At 62.1% G+C, this 17563-nt stretch carries 14 protein-coding genes and 1 tRNA gene; 11 read left to right on the forward strand and 4 right to left on the reverse strand.

From position 1 onward, the window contains the following. Positions 1-8: 8 nt before the first annotated feature. Positions 9-1469 carry an amidohydrolase family protein gene (locus tag GGR00_RS22175; protein WP_184701212.1) on the forward strand — a complete coding sequence of 487 codons (1461 nt, stop codon included), beginning with the start codon at positions 9-11 and terminating at the stop codon, positions 1467-1469. A gap of 155 nt (positions 1470-1624) precedes the next feature. On the opposite strand, the gene GGR00_RS22180 is transcribed toward GGR00_RS22175, so the two are convergent. After that, positions 1625-2278 (reverse strand): BA14K family protein, encoded by a 654-nt coding sequence (locus GGR00_RS22180; RefSeq protein ID WP_184701214.1) that lies wholly within the window; start codon positions 2276-2278, stop codon positions 1625-1627. 199 nt (positions 2279-2477) lie between these two features. Beyond that, positions 2478-2744, reverse strand: coding sequence for a hypothetical protein (locus GGR00_RS22185; protein ID WP_184701215.1), 267 nt, complete (start codon positions 2742-2744; stop codon positions 2478-2480). A 240-nt stretch (positions 2745-2984) separates the two neighbouring features. Between GGR00_RS22185 and GGR00_RS22190 the strand changes: the two genes are divergently transcribed. The 8 genes from GGR00_RS22190 to GGR00_RS22225 all read left to right on the forward strand — a co-directional run bounded on the left by GGR00_RS22190 (position 2985) and on the right by GGR00_RS22225 (position 13590). Then, entirely contained in the window at positions 2985-3218 is a 234-nt protein-coding gene (locus GGR00_RS22190) for a hypothetical protein (RefSeq protein WP_082496481.1), read from the forward strand. A gap of 348 nt (positions 3219-3566) precedes the next feature. Then, entirely contained in the window at positions 3567-4757 is a 1191-nt protein-coding gene (locus tag GGR00_RS22195) for a transporter substrate-binding domain-containing protein (protein ID WP_184701218.1), read from the forward strand. Positions 4758-4843: 86 nt separating this feature from the next. Then, the gene (locus GGR00_RS22200) at positions 4844-5464 is read left to right on the forward strand and encodes an ANTAR domain-containing response regulator (protein WP_055973332.1); all 621 of its coding nucleotides are present in this window, start codon (positions 4844-4846) and stop codon (positions 5462-5464) included. Between the two features lie 382 nt (positions 5465-5846). Next, positions 5847-7907, forward strand: a complete 2061-nt coding sequence (locus tag GGR00_RS22205; RefSeq protein WP_184701220.1) for a hydantoinase/oxoprolinase family protein — start codon at positions 5847-5849, stop codon at positions 7905-7907. Between the two features lie 41 nt (positions 7908-7948). Next, the gene (locus GGR00_RS22210; RefSeq protein ID WP_055973326.1) at positions 7949-9955 is read left to right on the forward strand and encodes a hydantoinase B/oxoprolinase family protein; all 2007 of its coding nucleotides are present in this window, start codon (positions 7949-7951) and stop codon (positions 9953-9955) included. A gap of 203 nt (positions 9956-10158) precedes the next feature. Next, a complete protein-coding gene (locus tag GGR00_RS22215; protein ID WP_244487791.1) occupies positions 10159-11385 on the forward strand; it encodes a purine-cytosine permease family protein in 1227 nt (408 codons plus the stop codon). Between the two features lie 127 nt (positions 11386-11512). Then, on the forward strand, positions 11513-12910 hold the full coding sequence (locus GGR00_RS22220; protein ID WP_184701222.1) for an NAD(P)H-dependent oxidoreductase: 1398 nt from the start codon (positions 11513-11515) through the stop codon (positions 12908-12910). Then, complete coding sequence (locus tag GGR00_RS22225; RefSeq protein WP_184701225.1) at positions 12907-13590, forward strand: helix-turn-helix domain-containing protein; 684 nt, start codon at positions 12907-12909, stop codon at positions 13588-13590. The genes GGR00_RS22220 and GGR00_RS22225 overlap by 4 nt, the downstream gene beginning before the upstream one ends. A gap of 121 nt (positions 13591-13711) precedes the next feature. On the opposite strand, the gene GGR00_RS22230 is transcribed toward GGR00_RS22225, so the two are convergent. Beyond that, positions 13712-13788, reverse strand: a tRNA-Arg gene (locus tag GGR00_RS22230). A 109-nt stretch (positions 13789-13897) separates the two neighbouring features. Further along, complete coding sequence (locus tag GGR00_RS22235) at positions 13898-15061, reverse strand: M20 aminoacylase family protein (protein ID WP_184701227.1); 1164 nt, start codon at positions 15059-15061, stop codon at positions 13898-13900. Between the two features lie 219 nt (positions 15062-15280). On the opposite strand from GGR00_RS22235, the gene GGR00_RS22240 reads away from it, so the two are divergent. Both GGR00_RS22240 and GGR00_RS22245 read left to right on the forward strand, forming a co-directional pair. Continuing rightward, entirely contained in the window at positions 15281-16435 is a 1155-nt protein-coding gene (locus GGR00_RS22240) for a D-alanyl-D-alanine carboxypeptidase family protein (protein ID WP_184701228.1), read from the forward strand. Beyond that, the gene (locus GGR00_RS22245; protein ID WP_343065613.1) at positions 16432-17544 is read left to right on the forward strand and encodes a CobW family GTP-binding protein; all 1113 of its coding nucleotides are present in this window, start codon (positions 16432-16434) and stop codon (positions 17542-17544) included. Before GGR00_RS22240 ends, GGR00_RS22245 begins: the two co-directional genes overlap by 4 nt. Positions 17545-17563: the final 19 nt, after the last annotated feature.

Raw genomic sequence — 17563 nt, forward strand, 5'->3', positions numbered from 1 at the left:
CTTCCAGCATGACCACGACACGAGTGAAAGCGCGCTACGTCATCGGTTTTGACGGTCAAGGCCACCGGACGATGAAGGACGCGGAGGTCGTCTATCGCGGCGACTCCATCGTCTTTGTCGGGCGGGTCTATGAAGGGCCGGTCGACCGCGAGATCGATGGCGGCAATGCCATCCTCGGGCCTGGCTTCATCGACCTCAATGCATTGGCCGATCTCGACACCACCGTGCTTGCGTTCGACAACCAGCCCGACTGGGCCAAGGGCAGGGTCTGGCCGGAGGACTATATTTCCTCGGGTCCGGTCGAAATGTATTCGGCCGAAGAGCAGACCTTCAAGATGAAGTACGCCTTCGTTCAACTGATCCGCAATGGCATAACCACCGCGCTGCCGATCACCTCGATGTTCTATCGCGAATGGGCCGAGACCTACGACGAGTTCGCCCGCTCCGCCGACAGCGCCGCCGAAGTCGGCATCAGGGCCTATCTGGGACCATGCTACATGACCGGGGTCTCGCTGATCCGTGAGGATGGCAGCTTCGGCGTTCATTGGGACGAGGAGCGCGGGCTCAAGGGACTGGAAACTGCCCGTGACTATGTCCGCAAGTTCGATGGCGGCCATGACGGCCTGGTCCGCGGCATGCTGGCGCCCGACCGGATCGAAAACTGCACGCCCGAACTCATTCGGCGCTCGGCCGCGGTGGCTGAGGAACTCGACTGCCCGATCCGACTGCATTGCTGCCAGGGGCTCGACGAATTCGACAGCATAGTCGCACGCTACGACAAGACCCCGGTCGAATGGCTGTCATCGATGGGTTTCCTGTCGAAACGCTCCCTGCTGCCGCATGGCGTCTACGTCACCGGCCACAGCGCCATCCAACGCAAGGGCAACGATGTCGACATTCTTGCCGCTTCCGGTGCCGCGCTGATCCACTGTCCGCTGGTGCTGTCGCGGTATGGCGGGATGATGGAATCGTTTGCCCGGCTCAAGAAGGCGGGCATCGCGATCGGTCTGGGCACCGACACCTTCCCGCCCGACATGGTCGAAAACATGCGGCTCGGCATCAGCCTGTGCCGTGTCGCCGAGGGCGATGTGACGGCGTGCAGTTCGGCCGATTTCTACAATGCCGCCACGATCGTCGCCGCCGATGCGCTCGGCCGTCCGGATCTTGGGCGGCTCGCCGTGGGCGCCAAGGCCGACATGACACTGTTCGATCTCTCGGCCTTCGAACTGGGTCAGGTCATCGACCCGATCCAGACGATGATGCTGAGCGGTACCGGACGCGATTTCAAGATGTCGATCGTCAACGGTCGGGTGGTCATGAAAGATCGCCAACTGCCAGGCATCGATCTCGAAGCCTATCGTCATCGAGCCCAGGCTCAGTTCGAGGGACTGATCGCCAAGTATCCGGCCCGTACCTGGCGCCATCCTCCCGTCGAGGAGATCTTCTCGCCATCGTTTCCGTCGGCGTAGCTGGCGCATGGCACGCCGGCCAGTCTGACGGCTATCGATTTCCGGACAGGGCTGACGAAAAGGCGGTCGATAGGGGCCGATTGCGGCGGCGACTTACGCCCCGCATCCCGCGCCCGCTCGCGCCCGGCCGGGCGTCAGGAGATAGCGGCCGGCGTTCAGCGGCACTGTCTGCGCGGACCGCCATCGTAAGGCTGGTAGGTGTTGTCTTCGGGTCGATAGGATCGATACCTGCTGAAACAGTAGTCCACATGATCCGCGCCGACATAGGCAGCGTCCTCGCTTGCGTAGGCCAGTTCGGGCTGGGCTTGCGATGGCCGGTATGTGGTTTCCTCGTAGGTGTACTCGTCCGCAGATCCGTCGCCCGCGCCGAGATATGGCGAAAGGCATTCGCGCCGCTCGCCACTGTAGCTGGTGTAGCTGTTGTCGTCGGGTCGATAAGAACGATACCGATCCGAGCACCATTGCAAATGCGCTGTAGTCGTCTCGGCCTGTAGGCCTTGCTGGGGCTGGGTGCTGGCCTCGGGTAAGGGGGGCTCGGTCTTGGCGGTATCGGCAACGACGCTTGTCACTGTGCGTTGGGTTGGGGCCCTGGCGGGCACTTGCTGCGGAACAGGTCTGGCTGCCAGACGGTCGAATTCCTGGGTTGCCGGGTTCACCTTCAGCGGTCGGTCAGTCCAGACGTCGTCTGTGCTCAAGGCAAGCTGCCGTTCCGGCTCGGCCGTGAAGAACGCGGTGGCAGCAATCAACCCGCTCACGAACATGACCAACGCCAAACCAAGGCCGCTCACGGCTATCAGCAAGGGTCTCATACCGCGCTCCTGTCGCTGTCCTCCTGGCACAAATGCGCGACGTCCCTGGTGGTTCCGCCAAAGGTAGGCTCTCGAAACGATGGGGGCGGCCTGAAATGGATGCGGATGGAGGGGTGCGACCAAGAATTTCCCAGATGGGCCGGCGGCGGAGGTCGATCTTTCCGCATCTGGTGTTAAGACCGCTATGCGCAACGATGCGCTAGACGAAATGACCGGTCGTTCTGCTCAGCTTGATGATCTCGGGACCTTCGGGAGTGCTGGCAAGCTTCTCAAACAACAGCGGCTCTCCGGTGCACTTCGCGACATCCAGGACACAGCTCAAGATGTCTTCGAAGGCCACGTTTTCATGCCGGTTCCGGTTCTGGATCTCCTCGGCGATCTCAATGACATTGATGGGGCTGGTCAACCTTGCGGCGGCGACGGCCGCCGATATCTTGTTCCACAGCTCCTGCGACAGCGTGCGCATAAGAAATCTCCTCATTGCGCGATCATCCTCCCTTGCCTGCGACATGGCAAGTGATTTTTTTAATTTTATTAATAAAATCATATAGTTAGTCTAATTACAGAAGTGTGTGGAAAGGTCGAAATGGGGCTTGTCCGCCGAATGAAACTGCTGTGCCTATGATGCTCTTGACTAAATTGCAGCAAAGCACCAAGTCTTAGTCACTTACTCATTCAGCAGTTCATGCCAACGGTGGTGGTATCGATGCCTGAGCTTGAGCGAGGCGAACGCCTCCAGATAATGCTCAATGCGGATGAATTGGCGGCTGTCGAGGACTTCCGCTTCCAACGGAGAATGCCGAGCCGGGCTTCCGCCGTTCGCGAGTTGTTGCGTCGAGGATTGGCCGCAGAGGGCTTTCTGGAAGCGACTGTCGGGACGAAGTCACAGGATTATGGCGTTCTCGATCCCGAGGGACGTGGCGATCCAGAGTCCGCCTGAAAGCGCCCAGTCTTAGCGAACGGGCAGCGTTAGCCGGAACGCGCAGGTCCGACGGGCGCCGCAGACGTCGTTCGCGATCTGAGCCATAACCGCCCTGCGTCGTCCCGCAGGGCATCAGCGTGCTGCGACGCATCGGTTCCATCCGCTTGTCAAACGTCGCGCCGCCAGATTGGCGTCGGCGTGCATTCTGCGGAGGAGGCCGCTTGCGTTGCGGCGCCGCTTGAGCCAAGATCAGGATGAGGATCGCGTCCTCACAATCGAGCAAAGGCGCTCTGCTGCGGTTTCTTCGCAGGGGGCGCTTTTTTTGTTTCGAGGTTCAGGGCGCGCCAGACCGGACAGCTCCCTGACATGCCTGAGGGAGTTGGGATTTTGACGGCACATCTGTCCAAAGAACCGATCCGGGTCGGTGTCCTGTTTTCCCAAACCGGCGTAACCGCGGTCATGGAGCGTAGCATGCTGAATGCCACGCTGTTTTCGATCGACGAAGTGAACAAGGCCGGCGGCATAAACGGACGCGAACTCGTCGCGGTCCATTTCGACCCCGGCGGCGATCCGTTTCTCTACAACAGGCTGGCCAACCGGCTGCTGATCGAGAGCGGGGTCAGGGTCATCTTCGGCTGCTACATGTCGAGTTCACGCAAGGCGGTGCTGCGAGCCGTCGAACGGCGCAACGGATTGCTGTGCTACCCCGCTCAATATGAGGGGTTCGAATACTCCCGCAACGCCATCTACTGCGGTGCTGCACCCAACCAGAACAGCACGCAGCTGGCGGAGTATTTGCTGACCAATGTCGGCCAGCGCTTCCACATGGTCGGTTCCGACTACATCTGGCCGCGCGAGTCGGACCGCATCATGACGGAGATGGTCGTGACGCACGGTGGCGAAGTTGCTGGTCGCGGCTACCTCAAGCTGGATGCGCCGCGCTCCGCCTACAAGAAGCTGGTTGCCGACATCAAGCGCAGCCGGCCCGACGTGATCTTCTGCAACTTCGTCGGCGAAGGCATCGTTCATTTCTACCAGGAGTTCGCCGAGGCGGGGCTCGACCCCAAGATCATGCCCATCGCAAGCCTGACCACGAGCGAATCCGACATCCAGGCCATGGGCAACGACGCCGGGGCAGGGCACATTACCTCGGCGACCTATTTCCAGGCCCAGCCCGGCCTGCAAAACGAGGCCTGCATGAAACGTTACGCCGCAAGGTTCGGCGACGACGTGGTGACGAACATGTGCTGGGAGGCGGCCTATTTCCAGGTGAAGATCGTGGCCGAGGCGATGCGCAAGACCAACACCGACGAGATCGACATCCTGCGGCCGGCGGTTCTGGGCATCGAGTTCGACGCGCCGCAGGGGCGGGTGCGGATAGATCCGGACAACGCCCACACCCATGTGTGGCCCAAGATCGGCCGCGCGCGGACAGACGGCCAGTTCGAAATCCTGTCGGCATCAGAAGCCGCCGTACGGCCCGACCCCTATCTTGCCAACTATGATCCGAACGAATGGGGAGGAGCGACCGACAATACGTTCGAACTAGCCCGGTAGCCAAAGAAACGGGTCCCGCAAACTGCTTGTCGATGTGACGAGCCTGCCCCGGCGCGGAAAGCCCGACGTTGCCACCAAGAGGAACGATGGTATCACGTAGCCCACATTCGCCGAACGAACGATCGGCTCCCATCCTGATCAAGGATCTCAGGCACCTTCGGGTGCTCCTGCTGCAGCCTAAGAGCAGCGAAGGCGAGGAGTTGTGGCAGCACCTGAACAGAATTGGCTGCCAAGTTCAGACCAACTGGCCGCCCCCGGCCGAAATTCCGGCGAACACCGACGTGGTCTTCGTCTTCGTTCGCCCGATCGTCGAGGGCGATATCGTGCTGAACTGGAATGCCGACGATCCGCCCGCCGTCCTGATCGCCATCGTCGACTACGAGAACCCGATCATCGTTGAGAAGGTGCTGCGCCTGCGTGCCCAGGCGGTCATCGGCCTGCCGCTGCGCACTTTCGGCATATTGGCGAATTTGCTGCTCAGCGTGAACAACCACAGGCGCGAACAACGATTGCGGCTGCGCGTCGAGCGCATGGATGCAAAGCTGAAGGCGCATCGTGACATCGACAAGGCAAAAGCCATCCTTATGGCCGCCAACAACGTGTCGGAACAGGTCGCCTACGAGACGCTGCGCGAGCAGGCCATGAACAAGCGCACGACCATCGAGGCGATCGCCATGGCGGTGATCACCGCACGGGACCTGCTGTAGGCGTTGCCGACGGAGTAAATTTAGTTTCTCCTGAATCAATCTATTGACAGTGCCGATATGTCGCAGTACCAATAGATCGTCGCAACGTTGCGAAAGAAATTGAGCAAAGAAGCTCTCGCGGGAAACATGCCTGCGAGAGCTTTTTTGTTTTGCTGTTATAAATGGCATCCGATTTCATCGGTTGCTTGAGCGTGAATTAATAAACGCTAGCAACGAAGCTATCACAAAATCAAACATCAGGACGATGCAGTACGAAACTGCATTTCGTTGATGTTTTCCAAAAATCGAAGAATCCGGCTCTCGGAACTAAAACTCCGTGCCTGAAAAGGTGCGAAGCCTGCCCGATCGTAACTTTATCGTCTGTTGAATGGAGGAAGAGTCTATGACTGCAGAACTAACCGATAGGTCAATGGTGCGTGTTGCCTGCGACGTTGGCGGAACGTTTACGGACGTGTGCGTCCTGAACGAGGCTTCCGGAAAGATACACGTAGCCAAGACGCCGACGACGCCGGACCCCATCGACGGCGTGCTCAGAGGGATCGAAGCAGGCGGCGTCGCGCTGCGCGACATCATCTTGTTCTCGCACGGCACGACGTTGGCGACCAACGCCCTGATCACCCGTCGCTTCCCTCCCGCCATCATGGTGACGACCAAGGGCTTTCGCGACGTCATCGAGATTCGGCGCGGCACCCGCGACGACCTTTGGGACACCTACAAGGAGATGGCTCCTCCCTATCTGCCCCGCCGCGACCGCCTGGTGGTCACGGAGCGCGTCGACTACTCCGGCAAGGTCATTGCGGAGGTCGATGAGGCCGAGGCGCGCGAACTTGCCCGCGTGATCAGGAAGCGCAAGGTCAACAACGTTGCCATCTGCTTCGTGAATTCCTTCGTCAATCCCGAGAACGAACAGCGGATGCGCGACATCCTGCTGGAGGAGCTGCCGGGGGTTTCGATTTCGCTGTCGAGCGACATCATGCCGGAAATCTTCGAGCACGAGCGCTTCAACACGACCGTCGCAAACACGGTGCTTGGCCCGGTCGCGGGACAATACGGCGCCGAGCTCGAGAGCCGCATGCAGGACGGCGGCTATAGCGGCGAGGTGCTGCTCCTCCACTCCGGTGGCGGCGTGATGACCGCCAAGGGCGCTACCAAGTTTGCCGCGCGTCTCGCAGCGTCCGGCATTGCCGCCGGTGCGATCGCAAGCCGCTTCATCTCGGAACTGGCTGGCTACAAGAACTCCATCAGCCTCGACATGGGCGGCACGAGCACCGACATCAGCCTGTGCTCCGATGGCCACCTCCACGTCACCAACGACTGGCACGTGGAATATGGCTATCCGATCCGCTTCCCGAGCATCGAAGTTCTGACCATCGGTGCCGGCGGCGGGTCACTGGCTTGGCGCGACGCGGCCGGCGCCCTGCGCAACGGTCCGCAGTCCGCGGGCTCGACGCCTGGGCCCGTCTGCTACAACCAGGGTGGAACGGAGCCGACCAACTGCGACGCCAACGTGTTCCTCGGGCGCCTCGGCACCAAGCTTGCCGGGGGTAAGGTCGAGCTCGACGTCAAGCTTGCCGAAGGTGCCATCAACCGGGTCATTGCCGAGCCTTTCGGGATGGATTCCGAGCAGGCGGCGCTTTCCATCCTGAAGGTTGCGAACGCCAACATGGCGGACGCCGTGCGCCTCGTCTCGCTGAGGAAGGGTTACGATCCGCGCGATTTCGCACTGGTCGCATTCGGAGGTGCGGGCGCGCTGCATGGCGTGGCACTCGCCAGGGACCTGTACATCCCGGTCGTGCTCATCCCGCCGAACCCTGGCGTCACGTCCGCGCTGGGCTGCCTGCTCGTCGACATCACCCACGACATCACGCAGATGTACACCGACACGGTCAGCGAAATCGACATGACCGACCTCAACAACGCGTTCCGCGTCCTGGAGGAAGATGGTCGCGACCGGCTGTTGAGCGAAGACATCTCGCCCGACCGGATGCTGTTCCAGCGCTACATCGACATGCGCTACCTCGGCCAGTGGCGGTCGATGTCCATTCCGGTGAATGCCGACATCACGAACCTAGATGAGGCGGTCAAGCAGTTCCATGAAGAGCATGGCCGCGAGCACAACTACTCCCGGCCGGACGCCCCGGTCGAGGTGTGCCGGATCCAGGTGAAGGCGACGGGCCTGAACCGCAAGGCGGAACTGGCGAAACACGAGCTGCGCAAGGCCCCGCTGCCGGCACCGATCGGCGAACGGATGGTGCGGTTCGACGAGGCGCCCCAGCGTATCAAGACGCCGGTCTACGACCGCTCGACCCTGCATGCCGGCGCGGTGGTGGAAGGACCTGCCATCATCGACCAGCTCGACTCGACCATTGTCGTCCCGCCCGGGATCAAGGCGGAGGTGGATGAGTATCTGATCATCAAGATGCACGTTCCCCAGCTTTCCTGAACCGCGCCCATCGTTACGCACAATTGTATTGGAGAACAGAAATGGCACTGAAAAAAGATCGCCGTACGCTCGATCCGGTCACGTTCGAAGTTCTGAAGAACGCCTATGTCAACATCGTCGACCAGATGGCCGAGCAAATCCTGCGGACATGCTACTCGTTCGTCATCTACTCCCGGGACTTTTCCTCCGCCCTTTGCGACCCCAAGGGTGACACCATCATGCAGGGCAGCGGCGACATCGCCGCTCACGTCGGCACGCTTCACCTGACCGCCAAGGCGGTGATCAAGAAGTTCGGGAACGACGTCCATCCCGGCGACGTCTTCGTCATCAACGATGTCTACCAGGGTGGCACTCACTTCAACGACACCCGCCTGTTTGCGCCGATGTTCTACAAGGGCGAGCTGCTCGGCTTTGCCCAGGCCAACGGCCACTGGGCGGATGTCGGCGGCGCCGTTCCGGGCTCGTTCAACGTCAATGCCCTGGATCACATGGCCGAAGGCCTGCGCATCACGCCGGTGCGCGTCTACAGCAAGGGCGTCTATCTCTCGGATGTCGCCGAGCTGATCGCCCACAACACGCGTGCGCCGAACGACATCATCGGCGATCTTCAGGCCCAGTCGGAAGCTTGCCGGCTTGCAGAGCGCGAAGTCCAGCGCCTGTGCGACAAGTATGGCGTCGAAACGATCAAGAAGTCGTTCAACGAGGTCCAGGACTACGTCGAGGACATGACGCGTCAGCGCATCTCGGAGCTTCCGGACGGCACCTGGGAAACCATCGACTACATCGACGTGGACCCGGACGAGGGCGAAGGGCTCGTCCCGATCAAGGTCAAGATGACCATCGACGGCGACCGCGTCCACTACGACCTGACCGGGTCGCATCCCAAGTCCGTCGGTTCGTTCCTCAACTGCTGCTACGGCGGCGCATTCGCTGCCGTGGTCGCCGGAACCAAGATGCAGTCGCCCGACATTCCGATGAACTCCGGCTTCTACCGCGTGGTGACGGTCGATGCCGGTCCCTTGGGGTCGGTCGTCAACGCCGAATGGCCGACGCCGGTTGCCGGCTTCGCATCGGGTCCGTTCGAGAAGATCATGAATGCGGTCTTCGAGCTGTGGGCAGAAGTCCTGCCCGAGCGTGCCATGGCCTGCACCTTCAATCTCGACTACCTGCTGATCGGTGGCCGCGACACTCGCCACGAAGGCAAGCCCTACTTCATGTGGTACGACTGGATGGTCGGCGGCTGGGGCGCGCGCAACGGCCGTGACGGCTGGGCTGCAACAGGTCCGGTGTTCGGCGTCCAGCTCGGCACGCAGCCGTTCGAAGGGCAGGAGCGCCTTTCACCCGTCTTGACCACCTGCCACGAACTGATGGTCGATTCCGGCGGTCCAGGCGAGTTCCGTGGTGGTCTCGGCGTCCAGAAAGGTGGCACGCTCTACGCCTGCGAACGCACCGTGGTATCGTATTGCTGCGACCGCGAGCGTTCGATCACCTGGGGCCTGTGGGGCGGCTTGCCGTCCATTCCTCACGGCGTGTGGATCAACCAGGGCCAGGAAGGCGAGCGTTATCTCGGCTCGCTCTTCTCAGGCGTGCCGCTGCAGCAGGGCGACACCGTCCAACGCCCGTCGGCAGGCGGCGGTGGCCTTGGCGATCCTCTCAAGCGCGATATCGAAAGCGTGCTGAACGATGTGATCGAAGGCTACGTCTCCATCGGGCGCGCCAAGAAGGACTACGGCGTCGTCGTCCACGAGGTCGATGCCGATCTCAACGAGTACAAGCTGGACGAACAGGCAACGCTTGCCGAACGCGCCAGGATCGCATCGCACCGCAGGGACTGGCTGAACGAGGACGCAGAGAAGATCGCGGCACGCTATCGGGCAAGTGAACTCGATATGTTCGATCTGATCCGGCAATACGGGGTCATCGTCGACTGGGGCTCGGGTGAGCTTCTTCCCGAGACGACTGCCGAGTTCCGCAACATGCTGAAGCGCCGGACGGTACCTTACTGGAGCGCCGGACAGACCACCAAGGCGACACTCAAGGTCGCATGACTGCAGAAGGCAGCAAGCTCGGTCCCGAGCTTGCTGCCTTCTTAGCTAATGGAGTTGCAATCAAAAGATAATCTGGAGGAGGAACCATGTCTGGAAGTCTCGACGTCGCCGGCGAATTGGACTATTCGCAAAGGCCTGTTCCGCCAAGTGGCCGTATGCCGAAGCTCAATCTTACGATGGCTTTTTGGGCCATCTGCAGCGCAATGTTCTTTCTGATCATCTCGGCAACACTTGCCGAGATATATGGTACGGCCAATACGATCATTGGCCTTGTGCTGACGGTTATCTCGTATTCGGCGATCAATGCCGTGATAACCCGCTACGCGATCCGCTCGGGATTGTCGGTCTCGCTGTTCTCCAGGTTGCTGTTTGGGCGCTACGGATCCGCGATCGCCACGTTCATCTACGCCGTCAGCAGTATCTACTACGCCGTGTTTGAAGGCTCGGTGATCGCCACTGCGGCGACCTATTATTTTGAAGGCCTGACCTTCGCGGTCGCGGCGCTGATCGTCTGCATATATAGCGTGCCGCTGATCCTCGGAAGCGTCCAGCACTGGCTCGACAAATTCAACGGCTACCTTCTGCCGCTGTATCTGCTCGGCCTGATGGGTACGGTGATCTACGCAGTCTCGCATTATGGCTACAGCAATGCCTGGCTCACCATGACGCCGGAAGGCGGCGCCCCGCCCTATGGCTGGATTAACGTCTTCGTCGCCTTCATGGGGGTCTGGTGGATGATGATGTGTACCTTCGACTTTGCCCGCTTCGGCAAGAAGGAGGACGAAAACTACCACGCCATCTTCAATTTCGGGCTGCCGTTCTACACCCTTACCTATTTCGTCAACGGTCTCGTCGGCATCTTCCTCGTGCAGACGATCCCGCTCGAGGGTGCGACGACGGAAGTCTCGGTCGTCAAGGCTCTCATCGTGATGATGGGCGCGCTCGGGCTGCTGTTCGTGTGGATCAGCCAGACCCGGATCAACACGACAAATTTCTATCTGTCGACGGTCAACATGCAGGCCTTCTTCCGGTTGGTATTCAAGCTGGAAATGCCGAAATACGTCTGGGCGGTCATCGTCGGCGTCATCGTCTATTTCGTGATGCTCGCGAACATCTTCCAGTACCTGCTCGTCGCGCTCGCCTATCAGGGAATATTCGTGGTCGCATGGGTCGGCGTCGCGCTTGCCTACATCCTGTGCGGGCATCATGACGGCACGGGCGAAGAGGCCGCGCGGCCGGACGACGATTTCCCCGCCTATTATGCTCCGGGGATGGTCGCCTGGTTCGGGGCGGTTGGCATCGGCATCGTGCTGCTTGCCATTCCGCACATGGAACTGCTCTCGGCGCCGGCGACCGTCACCAGCAGCTTCCTGCTGTTCTGGGCCCTGTCGACGCGAACGATGGTCGCCAAGGCCGCCTATCAGCGCTGACGATCCTTGCCCTCGGATGCCGGGTCTTGCCGGCATCCGATGCAATTGCCGGTGCCGACAGACACGTCATCTGCCTGCAGCACCGCACCACCCCCCGCCCTGACTGCCCATGATCCGGAGAAGCGCGATGAACCTGCACGCCAAGCTCCGCGCCCTCGAAACGCAAGGGCGCAGCATTCGCATCGGCCTGGTCGGCGCCGGCAAGTTCGGTTCGATGTTCGTCTCGCAATGCCTGCGCACCCCCGGTCTTCAGCTCGTCGCGATTGCCGACATCTCGCTGGCGAATGCCGAGGCTGCGATCACCGTCACCGGCCATCCCAAGGAGATGATCTGCCGGCGCGGGATTGAGGACGCCGTTCGCGAAGAACGCGTTGGGGTGACCGAAGATCCCCTTGACCTGATCAGCAGCCCCTTCGTGGACATCGTCGTCGAAGCAACAGGCGACCCGGTCGCCGGCGCGATGCACGCGCTGGAGTGCTTTCGGTTCCGGAAACATGTCCTGATGGTCAATGTCGAGGCCGACGCCCTGGTGGGGCCCGCCTTGGCCAGGGAGGCCGAACGGGCGGGCGTCATCTATTCGCTGGCCTATGGCGATCAGCCCGCCCTGATCTGCGAGATGGTCGACTGGGCGCGCACTGCCGGGCTCAATGTGGTCGCTGCAGGCAAGGGCACCAAGCATCGGCTGCACTATCATGCCTCGACGCCGGAGACGGTTTGGGACCACTACAATCTGACGCCGGAACAAGCCCGGCTCGGCCGCCTCAATCCGAAGATGTTCAACTCGTTCCTGGATGGGACGAAGTCGGCTTTGGAAATGGCGGCCGTGGCGAATGCGACCGGACTGGATGCTCCGGTCGACGGGCTGCGGTTTCCCGCCTGTGGAGTCGAAGATCTGGCGGAACTGCTCAAGCCGATCGCTGGCGAGGGTGGCGGAGCAGGGCGTGTGGAGGTGGTCTCCTCGATGTTTGACGACGGAAGCGAGGTGCCGCGCCATCTGAGATGGGGCGTGTTCACCGTGTTCGAAGCGCCGTCTGCCTACGTCGCGCGCTGCTTCAGCGAGTACGGGCTCACCACCGATGCCAGCGGGCGCTTTGCCTGCATGTACAAGCCCTTCCACCTCATTGGCCTGGAACTCGGCATATCGGTTGCAAGCATGGCGATCCGCCATGAGCCCACGGGTGCACCGACAAGATTCCGCGCGGACGTGGTCGCCGTCGCAAAACGCGACCTGCCCGTTGGAGAAGTCCTCGACGGGGAAGGCGGGTTCTGTGTCTGGGGCAAGCTGACGACATCCGCACACAGCATCGAAATGGGATATCTGCCCGTCGCCCTGGCCAGCAATGTGCGCCTCAAGTCGCCTGTGGCGCAGGGAAGCAAGCTGCGTTGGTCGGATATAGAGGTCCCGATGCGTTCGCCGGTGATCGAACTCCGCCAAAAGATGGAGCGCGCAAGCCGCGCAAATGAAGCGTGCGGCGAACTTCCCGGTGCCGACGTCAAAGCGGTGTCGATCGGAGGCATCAGGTGAAAGGGACAGCCTCCGACCTGTGCGTTCACCTGAGGGAGCGCCGCCGTGTGCCGCCGGCCTTGTGGAGCGACGTGCAAGCTAGGCAAGACTCGGCGGGAAATTATCTCGAGGCGTCGATCGGACGAGAGGTCAGGGCCTACCGCACGAAACTCGGCATGACGCTGGTGGAACTCGCGCGCGCCGCGGGACTGTCGCTCGGCATGATGTCCAAGATCGAGAACGGGATCATATCCGCGTCGCTGTCGACGTTGCAGGCGCTGTCTCAAGCGCTGGGCATTCCACTCACCTCATTGTTGAGGCCCTTCGAGGACTTTCAGCAGAAAGCGCTGTTCGTAAGATCGGGAACGGGTGTGCACATGGAGCATGGCGATACCCGTGTCGGGCATCATCACGACCTGCTCGGCTACATCGAAGACGGTTCCAACGACGTCGTCATGGAGCCTTACCTCGTCACCCTGGCCAGGGCCACTGACAAGGTTCCCCTTTTGCGCCATGCAGGGATGGAATTTCTCTATCTTCTGGACGGAGAAATGACCTTTCGGCACGGCTCGGACCTCTACCACCTGGTTCCGGGGGACAGCCTGTCTTTCGATGCCGAGAATGTTCATGGACCTGATCGCCTGACCAAGCTGCCGATCCGCTTTCTGTCCATCGTCTCCTGCCGGCGAAACGGTCGGTAGGCATTGATGCCGGAGCTGGCAGACGCCTGGCGGGATTCTGGCCTTTGCCGAGATCTCTCTGATCGCTGCTGCCGATGCTCGGCTTCAAGCGCAGTTTGACCAGCCATTTCAATGGATTGAGTGGTGATCCCGACAGGAATCGAACCTGTGACCTACAGATTAGGAATCTGCCGCTCTATCCTACTGAGCTACGGGACCACTCGGCTGCACACATAGCGGCTTCCGGCGGATTCGCCAACGGTTTTTGCCGAACATCGGCGCCAGCAGCAAAATGGCCAATGTGCTTGCCGCTGGCTTGTGACTTTCCTTAGGCGGCGAGCGCCGTTTCGGCCAGCCGCACCCAGTAGCTGACGCCGTGCGGGATGACCTCGTCGTTGAAGTCGTAGGCGGGGTGATGCAGGTTGGCGCTGTCGCCGTTGCCGATGAAGATGAAGGCGCCGGGGCGGGCTTCGAGCATGTAGGAGAAGTCCTCGCCGCCCATCAGCGGCTGGATCGCCCGGTGCACCTGCGGCTCGCCGGCGACCTTTGCGGCGACGTCGCCGGCAAACACCGTCTCCTCGGGATGGTTGACGGTGACGGGGTAGTTGGCGTCGTAGTCGAGCTTGATCTCGGTGCCGGTCGCTTCGGCCACGCCGCGGCAGATCGCGTTCATGCGCTCCTCGGCGAGCTTGGCCACTTCCTTCTTCAGCGTGCGCACGGTGCCGGCGAGCGTGGCGTGCTCGGGAATGACGTTGTAGGCCGAGCCGGCAATGAACTTGGTCACCGAAACGACGATCGCCTCGGCCGGGTCGGTCGCGCGCGAGGCGATCGTCTGCAGCGCCGCGACCAGCTGGCTGCCGGCGACGATGGGGTCGATGGCGCGGTGCGGGATGGCGGCATGGCCGCCCTTGCCGGTGACGGTGATGGTGAATTCGGCGGTGGCCGCCATGATCGCGCCCGGGCGGATGGCGAACTGGCCGACCGGCAGGCTCGGCATGTTGTGCATGCCGAACACCTTCTCGATCGCGAAGCGCTCCATCATGCCGTCCTTGACCATCTCGTTGCCGCCGCCGCCGCCCTCTTCTGCGGGCTGGAAGATGACGGCGACCGAGCCGGCGAAATTGCGCGTCTCGGCGAGGTATTTGGCGGCGCCCAAAAGCATGGCAGTGTGGCCGTCATGGCCGCAGGCATGCATCTTGCCGGGCACGGTCGACGCATAGGGCTTGCCGGTGATCTCCTCGATCGGCAGCGCGTCCATGTCGGCGCGCAGGCCGATCGTGGTGCCATTGCCGAGGCCGCCCTTGATGATGCCGACGACGCCGGTCTTGCCGAGCCCGGTGACGATGTCGTCGCAGCCGAACTCCCTGAGCTTGCCGACGACGAAGTCGGCGGTCTCGAAGACGTCGAAATTCAGCTCCGGCTTCTGGTGCAGGTGGCGGCGCCAGCCGGCGATCTCTTCCTGCATTTCGGCGGCTCGGTTCAGGATCGGCATGTTGGTCTCGACTTCCTGTTTGTCTGTTTGTTGGACCAGAGGTCCGGATTCGCAATTGTGATCGCGCAAGCTCTGCCATCTTGGCGTCACATACGTTATTTAGCAGCTGCGGCGACGCCGTGGCCATGGTCTTTGGTACCGGCCAGCGCGTTGTCATCCCGGTTTACGGAAATCTTATGGACGGCCGGCTATGGTCGGCAAGAGGCGATTTCGGATTTGATGATGAAGATGCAGTTCGTCAAAAGCATGCTCCTCGGTCTTGCGGCCGCAACCGCGCTCCGCGCAGCCCCGGCCGCTGCCAATCCAGCGATGCTCTTCGACGTCAATTCGGGCGCCGTGATCGAGCACCAGGATGCGTTTCTGCGCTGGCATCCGGCGTCGCTGACCAAGCTGATGACCGCCTACACGACGTTCCGCGCCGTGCAGGCGGGCGAGCTGGCGCTTAATTCGCCGATCCGGATCAGCAAGAAGGCGGCGGCCTTCCCGCCGGCCAAGATGGGATACAAGCCCGGCTCGGTGCTGACCCTCGACAACGCGCTGAAGATCATCATGGTCAAGTCGGCCAATGATGTCGCCGCCGCCATCGGCGAGAATGTCGGCGGCACGACCGAGGCCTTTGCCGCGCGCATGAACGCCGAGGCGCAGCGCCTGGGCATGTCGGGCAGCCACTGGGTCAATGCCAACGGCCTGCACGACCCTGACCAGTACACGACGGCGCGCGACCTCGCGATCCTGGTCAGGGCGATCCGCCTCGAATATCCGCAATACGCCTCCTATTTCGACATCGAAGGCATCGTCGCCGGCAAGGCGAAGCTCAAGAATTTCAATCCGCTGGTCGGGCGCTTTCCCGGCACCGACGGCATGAAGACCGGCTTCGTCTGCGAATCCGGGTTCAACCTGATCGCCTCGGCCAACCGCGACGGCAGGACGCTCGCCGCGATCGTCCTGGGCGCGACGTCGCCCGACGACCGCGCCGAGGAAGCCGCCAAGATGCTGCAGGGCGGTTTTGGCCGCACCGGCGTCAGCTCGGTGACAGTCGGCACTCTGGCGCCTTATGGCGACAACCGCGACCTTGCGACCAACATGCGCGAAGAGGTCTGCTCCAAGAAGTCCAAGCACGTCGCTTCCGACGGCCCGGTGCCGACCGAAGCGGGTGCTGCGCCCGAAAAAGTCTCGATCATCCCGGAAATGACGCGCCAACGGAACTGGGTGACCGTCAGCCTGGGCGGCGCCACCGGGCCGAAGCCCAAGGCGCTCGGTGATCGTGACCTTGTCGACTATGCCGACGTGCCGCTGCCGACATGGCGCCCCGACCTGCCTGCGCCGGTGGGTGCCGCACCGCTCGTCTCTGGCGCCGCCCAGGTCCGCTCGTGAACCCGCAGGCCGCGTTTCCGATCCCCGTATCGGTGCTGACCGGCTTTCTCGGCGCCGGCAAGACGACGCTACTCAACCGGCTGCTGAAGGATCCCGAACTTACCGACACCGCCGTCATCATCAACGAGTTCGGCGATGTCGCGATCGATCATCTGCTGGTCGAAAAGGCTTCGGACGGCGTCATCGAGTTATCCGACGGGTGCCTGTGCTGTACCGTGCGCGGCGAACTGGTCGACACGCTTGCCGATCTGGTCGACCGCCTGCAGACCGGACGCATCCAGCGCCTGGCGCGGGTGGTGATCGAGACCACCGGCCTTGCCGATCCGGTGCCGGTGCTGCAGTCGATCATGGGTCATCCGGCGCTGATCCATGCCTTCCGGCTCGACGGCGTCATTTCGGTCGTCGACGCTGTCAACGGCTCGGCGAGCCTCGACGCCCATGTCGAGGCGGTCAAGCAGGTGGCGGTCGCCGACCGCATCGTGCTCACCAAGTCCGACCTCGTCGACGACGCCGACTGGCTCGAAAGCCTCAAGGCCAGGCTCACCCGACTCAATCCGGGGGCTGAATTGCGCGAAGTGGAAGGGGCCGCGGTTGCCCGGCTGCTGCAATGCGGCCTCTACGATCCCGCGACCAAGACCGCCGACGTACGCCGCTGGCTGGGCGAGGCGGCAGCGCACGACCACCACCATCACCACGGTCCCGGCGACCATCACGGCCACGACCATGCCACGCATCATCATGATGCCCGCGTCGGTTCGCTGTCGCTGGTCCATGCCGGCGCCTTGCCGTTCTCGACCGTCGAGATGTTCCTCGATCTGCTGCTCTCGACCCAGGGCGACAAGCTGCTGCGCATCAAGGGCATCGTCGAGCTTGCCGAAGACCCGTCGCGGCCGCTGGTCATCCATGGTGTGCAGAAGATGTTGCATCCGCCGGCTCGCCTGCCGGCATGGCCCGACGCGGTTCGAGGTACCCGCCTGGTGCTGATCGGCATCGACCTGCCGCAGGACTACGTCCAGCGGCTGTTCGCCGCCTTCGTCAACAAGCCGACGATCGACACGCCCGATCGCGAGGCGATGGAGAACAACCCATTGGCCATCGCCGGGCGGTAGCTGCGCCCTGTCGGAGCCT

The organism is Aminobacter aganoensis (assembly GCF_014206975.1).
GTDB classification, from domain to species: domain Bacteria; phylum Pseudomonadota; class Alphaproteobacteria; order Rhizobiales; family Rhizobiaceae; genus Aminobacter; species Aminobacter aganoensis.